Annotated in this window: 12 protein-coding genes; 8 read left to right on the top strand and 4 right to left on the bottom strand. The window is 65.9% G+C overall.

The window, feature by feature from the left end; translation table 11 throughout:
* Positions 1-14 precede the first annotated feature (14 nt).
* Genes V9L21_RS09790 through V9L21_RS09800 form a run of 3 tightly spaced genes read right to left on the bottom strand, consistent with a single transcriptional unit; the run spans position 15 to position 2,449 of the window.
* A complete protein-coding gene (locus V9L21_RS09790; RefSeq protein WP_337311328.1) occupies positions 15-1,313 on the bottom strand; it encodes a type II toxin-antitoxin system HipA family toxin in 1,299 nt (432 codons plus the stop codon).
* The gene (locus V9L21_RS09795) at positions 1,310-1,630 is read right to left on the bottom strand and encodes a helix-turn-helix domain-containing protein (RefSeq protein ID WP_337311330.1); all 321 of its coding nucleotides are present in this window, start codon (positions 1,628-1,630) and stop codon (positions 1,310-1,312) included. The genes V9L21_RS09790 and V9L21_RS09795 overlap by 4 nt, the downstream gene beginning before the upstream one ends.
* Before the next feature lie 60 nt (positions 1,631-1,690).
* Positions 1,691-2,449: a hypothetical protein gene (locus V9L21_RS09800; RefSeq protein WP_337311333.1), complete on the bottom strand. Its 759-nt coding sequence runs from the start codon at positions 2,447-2,449 to the stop codon at positions 1,691-1,693.
* Between the two features lie 113 nt (positions 2,450-2,562).
* On the opposite strand from V9L21_RS09800, the gene smc reads away from it, so the two are divergent.
* From smc to def, 5 genes are all read left to right on the top strand, one after another.
* Positions 2,563-6,078, top strand: a complete 3,516-nt coding sequence (smc, locus tag V9L21_RS09805; RefSeq protein WP_337311335.1) for a chromosome segregation protein SMC — start codon at positions 2,563-2,565, stop codon at positions 6,076-6,078.
* Between the two features lie 14 nt (positions 6,079-6,092).
* A complete protein-coding gene (locus tag V9L21_RS09810; RefSeq protein ID WP_337311337.1) occupies positions 6,093-7,199 on the top strand; it encodes a cell division protein ZipA C-terminal FtsZ-binding domain-containing protein in 1,107 nt (368 codons plus the stop codon).
* Positions 7,200-7,222: 23 nt separating this feature from the next.
* Complete coding sequence (gene ligA, locus V9L21_RS09815; protein ID WP_337311339.1) at positions 7,223-9,307, top strand: NAD-dependent DNA ligase LigA; 2,085 nt, start codon at positions 7,223-7,225, stop codon at positions 9,305-9,307.
* A 110-nt stretch (positions 9,308-9,417) separates the two neighbouring features.
* The gene (locus V9L21_RS09820; RefSeq protein ID WP_337311341.1) at positions 9,418-9,861 is read left to right on the top strand and encodes a hypothetical protein; all 444 of its coding nucleotides are present in this window, start codon (positions 9,418-9,420) and stop codon (positions 9,859-9,861) included.
* A 55-nt stretch (positions 9,862-9,916) separates the two neighbouring features.
* Entirely contained in the window at positions 9,917-10,456 is a 540-nt protein-coding gene (gene def / locus V9L21_RS09825; RefSeq protein ID WP_337311343.1) for a peptide deformylase, read from the top strand.
* A gap of 35 nt (positions 10,457-10,491) precedes the next feature.
* Here def and V9L21_RS09830 read toward each other — a convergent pair whose 3' ends face one another.
* A complete protein-coding gene (locus V9L21_RS09830) occupies positions 10,492-10,887 on the bottom strand; it encodes a DoxX family protein (RefSeq protein ID WP_337311345.1) in 396 nt (131 codons plus the stop codon).
* Positions 10,888-11,061: 174 nt separating this feature from the next.
* Between V9L21_RS09830 and V9L21_RS09835 the strand changes: the two genes are divergently transcribed.
* From V9L21_RS09835 to V9L21_RS09845, 3 genes are read left to right on the top strand one after another with little or no spacing between them, the layout of a single operon-like run.
* Positions 11,062-12,096, top strand: a complete 1,035-nt coding sequence (locus V9L21_RS09835) for an amino acid ABC transporter substrate-binding protein (protein WP_337311347.1) — start codon at positions 11,062-11,064, stop codon at positions 12,094-12,096.
* Positions 12,093-13,091 (top strand): amino acid ABC transporter permease, encoded by a 999-nt coding sequence (locus tag V9L21_RS09840; protein WP_337311349.1) that lies wholly within the window; start codon positions 12,093-12,095, stop codon positions 13,089-13,091. The genes V9L21_RS09835 and V9L21_RS09840 overlap by 4 nt, the downstream gene beginning before the upstream one ends.
* The gene (locus V9L21_RS09845; RefSeq protein WP_337311351.1) at positions 13,088-14,146 is read left to right on the top strand and encodes an amino acid ABC transporter permease; all 1,059 of its coding nucleotides are present in this window, start codon (positions 13,088-13,090) and stop codon (positions 14,144-14,146) included. The genes V9L21_RS09840 and V9L21_RS09845 overlap by 4 nt, the downstream gene beginning before the upstream one ends.
* Positions 14,147-14,150: the final 4 nt, after the last annotated feature.

A 14,150-nucleotide genomic window follows, 5' to 3' on the forward strand; every position in this document is an offset into this window, starting at 1 on the left:
TTCCTTTCTTTTTCTCATTTGCCGCGCTTCGCCATCCCTTGCAGCAAGGGGTGTGCCTGCAAGCGCTGCTGCAGCCGCTTTTTCCACGGCGCAGGCAGCGTCGATGCATCGATCATTGCGGGCCATTGGCTGCGCGCGAGCCGCGCGGTATCTGCAATGACGCGTCGGACCAGCGGCTCGTGCAGCCCGGTCGAGAAGCAGAAGGCGCGTATGTTGGCGGGCGTGAACAATGCCGTGCGTTTGGGTGCGGCACCTCCGCCCGCCGCTGGCAGAAGAGGCAAGGCATGGCCGTCGACGCCCTGGAGCGCGGCATACGCCACGATGTCGTAGGCCGGCGCCAGCCGCGGCGCGATACCGTCCGGATAGATCACGCCTAAATTCTTCAGGTGTGCATCGGGGTTGCCGAGCAGGTCGTTCACCGCCAGGCGCCGCACGAGTTCGAGCACCGCCTCTTCGCCCATCGAAGGAAAGGCGCGCATGGCAAGCGCCATGTCGAGGTAGCTGGCGCTGTACTTGTGCATCGGGTCGACCGCGAGCACCTGCGCAAAATCTTCGAAATGAATGCGGCGCGCGCCCTCACGGTCGAAGCGCGTGACCGCGAGGAAATCAGGCTCGTCGGGCAACGCGTAGCTGTGTTCGGCCGCAATGGCGGAGAGCGGTGCCAGTTCGGCATGGCAGACCTCGACACCGGCCGCGCCCGCCATTTGGAGCGAAAGCATTTCGAGCTGCGGCATGTGCGGACGGCCGGCCATGGGCAGCTTGGCGATCACGCGGGTGCTTGCCCCGGCACGCGTGCGGGCCACGTAGCGGCCGCCCTGGCGGCGCAGGCCGAGCTTGGGCTGCACACCCGACACTGAAATGCCCTGCGGCATGGGCAACTCGACCACCGACATCTCGAGCGCATCCTGGTCCTGCGTGATGAGCCGCTGCAGCGTTCCGCGGTCGACCGAGACCGGCCGGGCGCTCACAGCGCCGGGGAGGTCGCCCCCGCAAGCCGCGAGGAGCTCGAAATGGTCGTTTTCGCGGCAGCCGCGCAACTGCGCGATATGGCTGCGCAGAACGCCTTCGGGCAAGAGGTTCTGAAAGAAGCGCGGAAGCTGGCCACCCTGTGCATTGAAGAGCGGGTTCTTCACGTCGCTCCACAGTGCCGCCTGGGTGGCTGGATCGCTTGCCACCATTGAAAGCGACAGCACTTCAGCCGGCGGAGCGGCCACCAGTTCGGGTTCCGCCACGAAGCGGCACAGGTCGGCGTATTGAAAGAGCTTGCCGAAGCGCCGCGAGCCTAGCGAAATTTCAAGGATCTTGACGTTCATGGCGAACGGCGCCGCTTGTTGGCGTATGGCGGCGGGGAGGGCGCCTGCGCGATGGCGTGGCCCACGCGGGTGGCGACCGGGCGGTAGCCGTCATCGGTGGCCGTGCTCTCGCCGAAGCCCTTGGGCGCAAGCTGCAGTTCGAGGCCGATGGCGTCGACCAGAGCCAGCAGCGAAGACAGCTGTGGATTGCCCTTGAGACTCAGCGCGTTTCGCACCGAGCGCTCGGTCAGGCCGGAGCGTTGCGCGATATCTGCGTTGGAGAGACCCGCGGCATCGCGGCGGGCGGTGAGAGCGGCGATGAGTTCCTGTTTGATCACGGAAACATATTACCGCAAGCTGATGTTTGGGAAATATATTTCCGAGATGTGCCTATTGCCTTATCGGGGAATCAAGGTGAAGAAGGGCATGATCACGCCCATGATCCAGTTCTGTCCGAAGTCGAGCGCCGCGCGGCGGTATTTCTCGTCGGCCTGGGCGGCGAGCAGGTCGAGCCGCGCCACCACCTTCGACAGCTCACGGTCGGCCACGAGGTTGCGCCCACGCTCGCTGATTTCGGTGGCCAGCAGCAAGGGCTGGCCGTCAGGTCCGGTCTTCGAGGAGATCAGCCACAGCGATATTTCGAAGTTGCGCGCGGCGCGGTAGCTGTTTTCGGCATTGACGCCATCCAGCATGGTCTGGTCCCAGGTGTCGCCATTGGCTTGCTTGAGCATGGACGCCCAGCCAACGACCAAGGCTGCAACCCGGTCGCCCTGGTACCCCTGCGGGCTGGTGTCGAAGGCCAGGCGTATGGCGTCGATGCCGGTGGCGCCACGCAGCTCGGGCAGGGCGGGGCCTGTCAGCACCGCGTCCCAGGCGCGCTGGGTGGCCGCTTCGATGCTTGCCGCCGATTTGCGCCATTCGCGCGGGTTGCGCCGGTACAGCGTGGTTTGCACGCGCCGGATCGATTGCAGGTTGTCGCGCAAGGAAAGATTGGCAATGCGGTTGGCGCTCGATTGCAACCATTCCTGGTTGGCATAAGGTTCGGCGCGCTCGGTGGAACGGGTGGCCGCGCAACCGCCAAGGCCCAGCAGTGCAGCTGCGCCGGCAAGCAGGTAGCCGCGGCGCGCGGTGAAGGGTGAAACCAGGGAATCGCTCATGCCCTGACGTTATCATCCACAGCTGGGGCGGCGGCCTGCTTCAAGCGGCAGGCCCGTGCAATTTTCCTTACAAATCAATACCTTGGCGCTATGCCAAGGCAGGCCGACAAGTCGTGCGTCTCAATTCCATCAAGCTTTCAGGCTTCAAGTCGTTCGCCGAACCGACCAACTTCCTACTGCCAGGCCAACTGGTCGGCGTTGTCGGGCCCAACGGTTGCGGCAAGTCGAACATCATGGATGCGGTGCGCTGGGTGCTGGGCGAGTCGCGCGCGTCGGAGCTGCGCGGCGAGTCGATGCAGGACGTGATCTTCAACGGCACGACCACGCGCAAGCAGGCCAGCCGTTCGAGCGTGGAGCTGGTGTTCGATAACGCCGACCATCGCGCGGGCGGCCAGTGGAACCAGTTCGGCGAAATTGCCGTGCGGCGTGTGCTCACGCGCGACGGCACCAGCAGCTACTACATCAACAACCAGCCAGTGCGCCGGCGCGACGTGCAGGACGTGTTCCTGGGCACCGGCCTCGGCCCGCGCGCCTACGCCATCATCGGGCAGGGCACGATCAGCCGGATCATCGAATCCAAGCCTGAAGAGCTTCGCCTGTTCCTGGAAGAAGCCGCGGGTGTTTCCAAATACAAGGAACGCCGGCGCGAAACCGAGAACCGCCTGGGCGACACGCGCGAGAACCTCACGCGCGTCGAAGACATTCTTCGCGAACTGAACGCGAACCTCGAAAAGCTGGAAAAGCAGGCCGAGGTGGCCGCGCGCTACAACACGCTGCAGGGCGAAGCCACCAAGAAGCAGCACCAGTTGTGGTTCTTGAAGCGCAGCGAAGGCGATGCCGATCAGGCCAAGATCAAGGCCGACTCCGAAAAGGCGATCAACGACCTGGAGTCGCGCACCGCCGACCTGCGCCGCATCGAATCCGAACTCGAAACCGTGCGCCAGGCGCACTACGCGGCCGGCGACCAGGTCAACCAGGCCCAGGGCAAGCTCTATGAAGCCAGCGCCGAAGTCGGCCGCCTCGAGGGCGAAATCCGTTTCGTGGTCGAAGGCCGCCAGCGCGTGGAGCAACGGCTCGTTCAGCTGCGCGAGCAAATGGGCCAATGGGGTCGCCGCCGCGAAGAGGCCGAGGCAGAGATTGAAACGCTGGCCGGCCAGGGCGTCGATGCCGAAGAGCAGGCCGTCATGCTGGCCGCGCAGCTCGAAGAGCACGACGCCCGCATGCCCGAACTGGAAGAAGCGCAGCAGCGCGCCCAGGACGAAGCCAACGCGCAGCGCGCCGCGGTGGTGCAGATTCAGCAGCAGATCCAGGTGTTGGCGGCCGACCAGCGCAACATCGAAGACCAGAGCCGGCAGCTCACGCAGCGCGGCGAACGCCTGCGTGCCGACCAGAGCGCGCTGGCCGCGCCCGACGAAGCCCGCCTGCAATCGATGCAGGAAGAGCACGCCGCCGCTCAAGAAGCCGCGAGCGAAGCCGACGCGCGCCTGCATGAACTGCAAGAGTCGGTGCCGCAGCTCGACGACGACCGCCGGACGAAGCAGCAGGCCGTCAATACCGAGAGCGCCCGGCATGCCGAACTTTCGGCACGCCTCGAAGCACTGCGCGCGCTGCAGGAAAAGGTCAAGACCGACGGCAAGCTCGCGCCCTGGCTCGCCAAGCACGGGCTTGAGGGCATGCAGGGCCTTTGGAGCCGTATTCACATAGAGCAGGGCTGGGAAAACGCGCTCGAAGCGGCGCTGCGCGAGCGCTTGGGTGCACTTGAGGTCAGCCGGCTCGACATGGTGCGTGCCTTCGGCAGCGATGCGCCGCCCGCCAAGCTGGCGTTCTACAGCCCGCCCGATGCCGGTGTGCCGCCAGGCGCTGCCGCGCTACCGCGCCTGTCCAGCCTGTTGCGCCTGAACGATGCGGGCCTACAAGCCCTGCTGACCGACTGGCTCCACGGCTGCTATACGGCCCAGAGCTTCGAAGAAGCCCTTGCGCAGCGCGGCACGCTGCAGCCGGGCGAAGTGATCTACGTGCAGAGCGGCCACGCTGTGTTCTCGCACAGCGTGAACTTCTACGCCCCCGATTCCGAGCAGGCCGGCCTGCTGGCACGCCAGCAGGAAATGGAAAACCTGGAGCGCCAGCTGCGCGCCCAGACGCTCATCAGCGAAGAAGCGCGCACCGCGCTCGTCCGCGCCGAAGCCGCCTACGCCGATGCTGCGCAGCGCCTTGTGACGGCACGCCGTGAAGCAGCCGAGACGCAATCGCGTGCGCACGAACTGCAAGTCGAAACCCTGCGCATGACGCAGCTTGCCGAACAGACGCGGGCGCGCAGCGAGCAATTGGCCGCCGACCTCGCCGAAGTCGATGCGCAGCTCGAAGAGCTGCAGGAAAAGCGCATGGCCGCCGAAGGCCGCTTCGAAGAGCTCGACATGCAGCTGGCCGACAGCCAGGAGCGCCACGCGCAACTCGACGAACGCGTGATCGAGGCCGGCCGTGCATTGGCCGCCAGCCGCGAGCAGCACCGCAGCCTGGAGCGCCAGGCGCAGGAAGCCACTTTCTCGCAGCGCACGCTTGAAGCCCGCCGCGGCGAGCTGAGCCGGGCCATCGAAACTGCATCGCAGCAGGTGGTCGCACTAACAGACGAAGACGAGCGCGCCAGGGCCGAACTCGGTCGCCTGTCGGACGCCGCGGCCCAGGCCGGGCTGCAGGACGCACTGGCACTCAAGCTCGAGCGTGAAGGTGCGCTGGGTGCGGCACGCAGCCAATACGACGACCTCACGCTGAAGCTGCGCGCCAGCGACGAGCGCCGGCTGCAGCTCGAACGCGAGCTTGATCCGCTGCGCCAGCGCATCACAGAATTCCAGCTCAAGGAACAGGCCGCGCGGCTGGGTGTCGAGCAATACCAGCAGCTGCTGGACGACGCGGGCGCCGATCTCGAAGCGGTAGCCCAGTCGATCGAAACCGACAAGGTGCGCCTTACCGGCCTGCAAAGCGAAATCGACCGCCTGAACCGCGAAGTGGTCGCGCTGGGCGCGGTCAATCTGGCGGCGCTGGACGAGCTTGCCATTGCCAGCGAGCGCAAGACCTTCCTGGATGCGCAGTCGGCCGACCTGAACGAGGCCATCGGCACGCTCGAAGACGCCATTCGCAAGATCGACGGCGAAACGCGCGAGCTTCTCGGGGGCACCTTCAAGATCGTGAACGAGCACTTCAGCCGCATGTTCCCCGAGCTCTTCGGCGGCGGAAACGCAAGGCTGATGATGACGGGCGACGAAATCCTGGATTCGGGCGTGCAGGTGATGGCACAACCGCCGGGCAAGAAGAACCAGACCATCCACTTGCTCTCGGGCGGCGAAAAAGCGCTCACGGCCATTGCGCTGGTGTTTGCCATCTTCCAGCTCAACCCCGCGCCTTTCTGTCTGCTCGACGAGGTGGACGCGCCGCTGGACGACGCGAACACCGAGCGCTATGCCAAACTCGTGACCGCCATGAGCCGCGAAACCCAGTTCCTCTTCATCAGCCACAACAAGATCGCCATGGAAATGGCCGAGCAGCTGATCGGCGTAACCATGCAGGAACAGGGCGTGTCCCGCATCGTTGCGGTCGACATGGAATCGGCCGTCTCGATGGTCGAAGCTGCTTAAGCCGAGCAGCGCGCATGAGCAATCTCACTCTCGCCCTGGCCATCCTCGGCGGCCTCGTTCTCGCGGCCGTCGTGGCCTACAACACCGTCACTTCGCGCCGCAATGCGCCGCGGCAGCCCGACGCCGCCAGCGACGATTTTTCCGATGCGGAACGTTCGCCGGCGTCTGCGGCAGATGGCGTGGAGCCGATGCTCCACATCGATCCGCACCAGATGCCGCCGGGCCAGGAGCGGCACGAGCCCTTGTTCGACCCTGATCTGCCGGCGCCCAGCGCCAGCCCGCTGCCCACCGCCGAGCGTCGCGGCGGGCTCGATCCGCTCATCGATGTGATCGCACCGGTGTCGCTGGACGGCCTTGCATCGGGCGATGCGGCCATCGCGGCCATGCCGCCCACCCGCCGCGCGGGCAGCAAGCCCGTTGCCATCGAAGGCCTGAACGAGCACACCGGCCAATGGGAGCCGCCCGTGGCGGGCCAGCGCTACAGCGCCTTCCAGGTCGGCGTGCAGCTGGCCAACCGCACCGGCGCGCTCAACGAAATCGAGTATTCCGAATTCGTGGTGAAGGCGCAGGCGTTTGCCGACGCCGTCAACGGCGCACTCGAGTTTCCCGAAATGCTCGACGAAGTGGCGCGAGCGCGCGAACTCGACCAGTTCGCCAGCGCGCACGATGCGCAGCTGGGTTTTGTGCTGCGCGCGCTGCACGCGGCCTGGAGCCCTGGCTATGTGCAGCAGAACGCGGCGCGGTTGGGCTTTGTGGCGGGCATCATCCCCGGCCGCATGGTGCTGCCGACCAGCGAAGTCGGGCTGCCGCCGATCCTCGGGCTTTCGTTCGACACCCAGGCCGCGCTGGCCGACGATCCGGCGCAGTCGGCCATTCGCGAGCTCAGCCTGAGCCTGGACGTGCCGCAGGTCGACCGTGCCGAGCAGCCGTTCCGCCGCATGCGCGAAGCCGCCGCCACGCTGGCGCGCGAGATGGACGGCGTGGTGACCGACAGCGACGGGCAGCTGCTGCGCGAGGAAACCATGGACGTGATCGGCGCCGACCTCGAACAGCTCTACGACACGCTCGAGTCGCGCGACCTCGCCGCCGGTTCGCCTTTGGCGCGACGCCTCTTCAGCTGATCCGATTTCTTCGGGAGACACCCATGACAACGCGCGACGAAGCGGCACGCGAAGCCGCCGCACTGAGCGAACTGCTCCACAAGCACGCCCACCTGTATTACGTGCTCGACGCGCCCGAGCTGCCCGACGCCGAGTACGACAAGCTGTTCCAGCGCCTGCAAGCCATCGAAGCCGAGTTTCCCGACCTGCGGACGCCCGATTCACCCACGCAGCGCGTGGGCGGCAAGGTGCTCGACGGCTTCGTGAAGGTGCGCCACAAGGTGCCGATGCTGTCGATTCGCACCGAGACCGACATCTCGCCCGGCGGCGCCAGTGCTTTCGATGCGCGGGTGCGCAAGGAACTGGGCCTGGCTGAAGACGGGCCTCAGGTCGAATACGTCTGCGAACTCAAGTTCGACGGCTTGGCCATGAACCTGCGCTACGAGAACGGCGTGCTGGTGCAGGCCGCAACGCGCGGCGACGGCGAGGTGGGAGAAGACGTCACGCAGAACATCCGCACGGTGCGCGATATTCCGCTGCGGCTCAACGGCAAGGCGCCGCCCGTGGTCGAGGTGCGCGGTGAGGTCTACATGAAGCGCGCCGACTTCGATGCGCTCAACGAGCGTCAGCGAGAGAAGATTGCGGCCGGCCAGAAGAACGAGAAGGTGTTCGTCAATCCGCGCAACGCGGCGGCCGGCGCGGTGCGGCAGCTCGACCCGGCTATCGCCGCGGCGCGCCCGCTCAGCTTTTTTGCCTATGGCCTGGGCGAGGCCACGCCGGCCAGCGAGGGCGGCCCGGATTTTCCGACGCAGTTCGACTGGCTGCAGCAGTTCGACGCATGGGGTTTTCCGGTGGCCAAGCAGACGGCGCGTGCGAGGGGGGCGATTGAGTTGATCGCGTTCCACGAGAACATCGGCCGTCAGCGCGATGCCTTGCCCTACGACATCGACGGCGTGGTCTACAAGGTCGACAGTCTGGAGCTGCAGCGGCAGCTCGGCTTCGTCTCGCGCGAGCCGCGCTGGGCCGTGGCGCACAAATACCCGGCCCAGGAACAACTCACCGAGGTGCTCGGCATCGAAGTGCAGGTGGGCCGCACCGGCAAACTCACGCCGGTGGCCAAGCTCGCACCCGTGTTCGTCGGCGGCGTGACCGTGACCAACGCCACGCTGCACAACGAGGACGAGGCACGCCGCAAGGACGTGCGCGTGGGCGACCAGGTCATCGTGCGACGCGCGGGTGATGTGATTCCCGAAGTGGTCGGCGTGGTGCCCGAGAGCCTGGCCAAGCCCGAGGGCGAGCGCGGCCCGCTTTTCACCATGCCGCGACAGTGCCCGGTGTGCGGATCGGAAGCGTTGCGCGAAGAGGGCGAGGTCGACTACCGCTGCACTGGCGGCCTGTTCTGCGCCGCCCAGCGCAAGGAAGCCATCCTGCACTTTGCGGCACGGCGCGCGGTCGATATCGACGGGCTCGGCGACAAGCTGGTCGAGCAATTGGTCGATGCCAACCTGATCCGCACCTTGCCCGACCTGTACAGGCTCGGCTTCACCACCTTGGCGGGCCTGGACCGCATGGCGGAGAAGTCGGCCAAGAACCTCGTCGACGCGCTGGAAGCATCGAAGAAAACCACGCTGCCGCGCTTCCTGTTCGGCCTGGGTATCCGGCATGTGGGCGAAAGCACCGCGAAAGACCTGGCCAAGCATTTCGGCAAGCTCGACGCGATCATGGATGCGACCGAAGAACAGTTGCTCGAGGTCAACGACGTCGGTCCCGTGGTGGCGCAAAGCCTGCGCACCTTCTTCGACCAGCCGCATAACCGCGAAGTGGTCGAGCAGCTGCGCGCCTGCGGCCTGACATGGGAAGAGGGCGAACCCGCCGCCCGCGCGCCCAAGCCGCTGGCGGGACTGACCTTCGTCATTACCGGCACCCTTCCTACGCTCAGCAGGGACGAAGCAAAGGACAAACTGGAAGCAGCCGGTGCCAAGGTGGCCGGTTCCGTCAGCAAGAAGACCAACTACCTGGTTGCGGGCGAAGAGGCCGGCAGCAAGCTCGACAAGGCCCGCGAACTCGGCGTGAACGTGATCGACGAGGCGGGTATGCTGGAGATACTCGCCAGCGGCGTGCCAGGCTGAAGAGGGTGGAGGCTCGGCGTCCTTACCGCTGGTTACGTGACTTCACACCAGCGCAGTCAACAGGGACTACAAGCTGGCGTTGAAGACAAAAGGCTGACAAGGAGTCCCTTATGCAGAAAATTCGTGTTCTCGGTACCTGCGTCGCCATCGGCGGCATCGCGCTGCTCGGCGGCTGCGTTGCGGTGCCCGGCGATCCTTACTACAACGGGGGCTATTCGCAGCCGTATTACGACAACCCGGTGGTCGTGCAGCCGGCGCCCGTCTACATCGAAGGCGGCGCCTACTACGAAGGCCGCCGGCCTTACTACGGTGGGCGGCCCTATTACGGCGACCGGCCGTACTACGGCCGGCCAGGTTATCCGGCGGTGCGGCCGGGCTACCCCGCGGGACGCCCGGGCTGGGGCGGCGGACGGCCGCCTGGTGGTGGCGTGATCGTGCCGCCGACCGGGAATACCGGCGTTTCCCCATTGCCGCAGTACCGCTCGGCGCCGTCAAACACCCGTCAACGGCTTCAAACCACGCCCGATTCGGCGAGGAACCAAACCCCTCCCTGATCGCGGCGCAGGCAGGTAGCCCATGGCAGCACTTGGCTGTCGCGATAATTCCGCCATGGCCATTCGCGAAATCCTGAAAATGGGCGACCCCCGGCTGCTGCGCGTTGCGCAGCCGGTGGCCGCTTTCGACACCGACGAACTGCACCTGCTGGTGCGCGACATGTTCGAGACGATGATTTCGGTCAACGGGGCCGGGCTGGCCGCACCGCAGATCGGCGTCGATCAGCAGTTGGTCATTTTCGGCACCGACGTCGTCAATCCACGCTACCCCGACGCACCTCCGGTGCCCCGCACCGTGCTGCTGAATCCCGTCATCACACCCATCGGCGACGAGGAAGAAGAGGGCTGGGAAGGGTGCCTTTCGGTGCCGGGCCTTCGCGGCGTGGTGCCGCGCTTTTCGAACATCCGCTATACCGGCTTCGATCCGTATGGCGATCCGATCGACCGGACCGTAAGCGGTTTTCATGCACGCGTGGTGCAGCATGAGGTCGATCACCTGCTTGGCAAGCTCTACCCGATGCGGGTGCGCGACTTTTCGCGCTTTGGCTACACCGACGTGTTGTTTCCTGGGCTCGACGCCAACGACGACGACTGAAAAAAAGCGGCCGGTTCATCACCGGCCGCGTGCGTTCAGTTGTACTTGCCGCCCAGGCCGAATCGGCCACCGCCGAAGAGCGCGACGGCGATTGCCGAGAACAGGTACATGCCCTGCAGCTCCAGCGCCCAGCCGCCTTGGCCATTGAGGGCGCCCAGGTCCTTCTGGTGCACCAGCCAGATCGCCACCACCATGTTGATTGCAACGATCAGCGCTGCGGGGCGGGTGAAAAGTCCCACGATCAGCAGCACAGGAGCGAGGATTTCACCGACGTAGACCAGGTATGCCATGGCCGCCGGCAACCCTTGCGAGGCCAGCATGCCGCCGATGCCGTCGACGCCCTTGCCGACCTTCGCAATGCCGTGCAGCAGGATAAGAATGCCGAGTGCGACGCGCAGAACGAGCTTGCCGGTGTCATCGGATTTGGTCATGAGCAGATTCCTGGTGAAAGTGATTGAAGGGCCATATGTTAGTGAATGTGCCGCGGGCAGGAAAAGCCCGGGCCGGCGCGCGATGCGGCATATGCATTCAACCGTCCGTTCTTTGGCAGAGTCGTGCGCGGCCCCGTACACTGCCTTTTGCTTGTTGTTGAGGAGAACACACCAATGAAGAGTCGATTCCGTCCCGCGCTGGCCGTTGCCGCATCCGCCTTTGCTTTTGCAGCCGCCGCACCGGCCTTCGCCGGCAAGACCCTCGATGCCGTCAAGCAGCGCGGCACCGTGAAATGCGGCGTGACGAACGGCGTAGCCGGCTTTTCCGCACCTGATACGCAGGGCAACTGGTCGGGTCTGGACGTGGACACCTGCCGCGCCATTGCCGCTGCCGTGCTGGGGGATGCGAAAAAGGTTGACTTCGTGCCGCTCAATTCGCAGCAGCGCTTCTCGGCCCTGCAGGCCGGCGAAATCGACATCCTCGCGCGCAACACCACGTGGACGCTGACGCGCGACGCTTCGCTGGGCTTCAACTTCACCACCATCACCTATTACGACGGCCAGGGCTTCCTGGTGCCGAAGAAGCTCAAGGTCACCAGCGCCAAGCAGCTCAAGAACGCGACCATCTGCACGCAGTCGGGCACCACCAACGAGAAGAACGTGTCCGACTACTTCCGCGCGCAGAACATCCCGGTCAAGACGGTGGTGTTCGAAAGCTTCGAGGCTTCGTTCAAGGCCTTTTTCTCGGGCCGCTGCCAGGCTTTCACCACCGACGCTTCGGCGCTCGCGGGCCTGCGCAACAAGGAGGCGCCGAACCCCGACGACTACGTCATCCTGCCCGAGCTCATTTCCAAGGAGCCGCTTGCGCCGCTGGTGCGCCGCGGCGACGACGAATGGTTTGCCATTGCCAAGTGGGTGCCCAACGCGCTCATCGAGGCTGAAGAGTTCGGCGTCACCCAAGCCAATGCCGATGAGCTCAAGGCCAACAGCAAGGACCCGGCGCAGCAGCGCCTGGTCGGCACCGGTGAAGACCTGGGCAAGCTGCTCGGCCTCGACAAGGACTGGTCGTTCCGCGCCATCAAGGCTGTGGGCAACTACGGCGAGATGTTCGAGCGCAACGTCGGGCCGAAATCGGTGCTCAAGCTGCCGCGCGGCTCGAACAACCTCTGGAACAAGGGCGGCCTGATCTACGCACCACCTGTTCGATGAGCCGGGAAGCCTCGCGCCGCGGCGCCTGGCTGGCCTGGGGTGTCCAGGCGCTGCTGGTGCTGGCCGTGCTGGCCGGCGCCGTCTGGGTGGTGAACCATGCGCTCGAAGTCCTGCGCTCGCGCGGGGTTCGTTCGGGCTTCGACTTTCTGACGGAGCCCGCGGGCTTTTCCATCAGCGAAGGCTGGCTCGACTTCGATGCCAGCCAGCCGTTCTGGCGCGCCTTCCTGGCAGGGTTGATCAACACCGTGCGGGCGGCGGTGCCCGCGGCCGTCTTTGCAGTCGTGCTCGGCACCTTGATTGGCATCGGCCGGCTCGCGCCGCACGTGCTCTTGCGCGGCATTTGCACGGCATACGTTGAAGTGCTGCGCAACGTGCCCCTGCTGGTGCAGCTGTTGATGCTGGCCTTTGCCATGGCCAACCTGTTGCCCGACCCGACCGAGCCCGTGCGCCTGCTGCCCGGGGTGTGGCTCAGCAAGGGCGGCTTGAGCGTGCCCTGGCCTGCATCGGGCGAGGGCGGCTGGTGGCCCACGCACTTCGAATGGCCCGAGAAGGGCGACTTCGGCGTGAGCGGCGGTGCGGCGCTGAGCCCGGAGTACGTGACCATCGTCGCGGGGCTGTCGTTTTACTCGGCGGCTTTCGTGGCGGAAATCGTGCGCGCCGGCATCCTGTCGGTGTCGCAGGGGCAGGTGCTGGCCGGGCAGGCGCTGGGCCTCACGCCGGGGCAGCAATTGCGCATCGTGATCCTGCCGCAGGCGCTGCGCGTGATCGTGCCTTCGCTCACCAACCAGTTGCTCAGCCTTACCAAGAATTCATCGCTTGCGGTGGCCGTGGGCTATCCGGAACTGGTGTCGGTGGCCAACACCACCATCGGCTCGAACGGGCGCGCTTTCGAGTGCATTGCGATCATCATGGCGGTGTACCTGCTGCTGTCGCTGCTGATTTCATTCGGCATGAACCGCTACAACGCACGCGTTGCGCTCAGGGGCTGGCAATGAGAAACGCCGCTCAAGGCCCCATTGCGTGGCGCAGCGAGCTGTGGGGTTCGCCGCTGCGGGCATTGGCCACGGTGCTGCTGCTCGCGCTGCTTGCATGGGGCGGCTTTCAAGCTTTCGAATGGGGCGTGCTGAATGCGGTGTTCCGGCCCGACGCCGAAGCCTGCCGCGCCGTGCAGCATGGCGCTTGCTGGGGCGTGGTGGCTGAAAAATGGCGGCCAATGCTGTTTGGCCGATTTCCCTATGACGAGCAATGGCGACCTGCCATTGCCGTGGTCGTGTTGTCGGCCGTCACGGTGCTCAGCGCCTGGCCGCGCAGCTGGCGCTGGTGGCTGGTGCCGCTCTGGATCGTGGCTTTGCTGCTTTTCGTGCTGCTGATGCGCGGCGGCGTGGCTGGCTTGGTCCATGTGCCGACCAGCCGCTGGGGCGGCTTGCCGCTCACCATCGGCCTTGCGGTGGTGGGCCTGGCGCTGGCATTTCCGCTGGCGCTGTTGCTTGCGCTGGGGCGCCGCTCGGGCTGGCCGGTGGTTCGCACGCTGAGCGCGAGCTACATCGAGCTGGTTCGCGGCGTGCCGCTCATTTCAGTGCTCTTCATGGCTTCTTTCCTGCTGCCGCTGCTGTGGCCCGCGGGCTGGCAGCCCGATGTGCTGGTGCGCGTGCTGGCCGGTCTGACGCTTTTCGTGGCCGCCTATCTGGCCGAGATCATTCGCGGCGGCCTGCAGGCCGTGCCGCGCGGGCAGACCGAAGTCGCCATGGCACTCGGCTTTGGCCGCTGGCCGGTGCAGCGAGACATCGTGCTGCCGCAGGCGCTGCGGCTCGTGGTGCCCGCGCTGACCAACAGCGTGGTCGGCACGCTGAAAGACACATCGCTGGTCACCGTGGTGGGGCTGTTCGAGCTGACCGGCGCGTTGGGCCTGGCCCTCGGCGGCGACCCGACCTGGCGGCCGTTCTACCTCGAGGGGTACCTCTTCATTGCTGCGGTGTACTGGGTGCTGTGTTTCGGCCTGTCGCGCTACAGCGTGTGGCTGGAGCGGCGGCTGGGGGAGGGCACGCGCTGAAGCA

The organism is Variovorax sp. CCNWLW235, assembly GCF_037204085.1.
Lineage (GTDB): Bacteria > Pseudomonadota > Gammaproteobacteria > Burkholderiales > Burkholderiaceae_C > Variovorax.

Excerpts from the sequence above, each read along its gene's own strand:
- V9L21_RS09840 (WP_337311349.1), top strand. The coding sequence starts at position 12,093 with ATGAGCCGGGAAGCCTCGCGCCGCGGCGCCTGGCTGGCCTGGGGTGTC.
- V9L21_RS09820 (WP_337311341.1), top strand. The coding sequence starts at position 9,418 with ATGCAGAAAATTCGTGTTCTCGGTACCTGCGTCGCCATCGGCGGCATC.
- V9L21_RS09835 (WP_337311347.1), top strand. The coding sequence starts at position 11,062 with ATGAAGAGTCGATTCCGTCCCGCGCTGGCCGTTGCCGCATCCGCCTTT.
- V9L21_RS09830 (WP_337311345.1), bottom strand. The coding sequence starts at position 10,887 with ATGACCAAATCCGATGACACCGGCAAGCTCGTTCTGCGCGTCGCACTC.
- def (WP_337311343.1), top strand. The coding sequence starts at position 9,917 with ATGGCCATTCGCGAAATCCTGAAAATGGGCGACCCCCGGCTGCTGCGC.
- V9L21_RS09810 (WP_337311337.1), top strand. The coding sequence starts at position 6,093 with ATGAGCAATCTCACTCTCGCCCTGGCCATCCTCGGCGGCCTCGTTCTC.
- V9L21_RS09790 (WP_337311328.1), bottom strand. The coding sequence starts at position 1,313 with ATGAACGTCAAGATCCTTGAAATTTCGCTAGGCTCGCGGCGCTTCGGC.
- V9L21_RS09800 (WP_337311333.1), bottom strand. The coding sequence starts at position 2,449 with ATGAGCGATTCCCTGGTTTCACCCTTCACCGCGCGCCGCGGCTACCTG.
- ligA (WP_337311339.1), top strand. The coding sequence starts at position 7,223 with ATGACAACGCGCGACGAAGCGGCACGCGAAGCCGCCGCACTGAGCGAA.
- V9L21_RS09845 (WP_337311351.1), top strand. The coding sequence starts at position 13,088 with ATGAGAAACGCCGCTCAAGGCCCCATTGCGTGGCGCAGCGAGCTGTGG.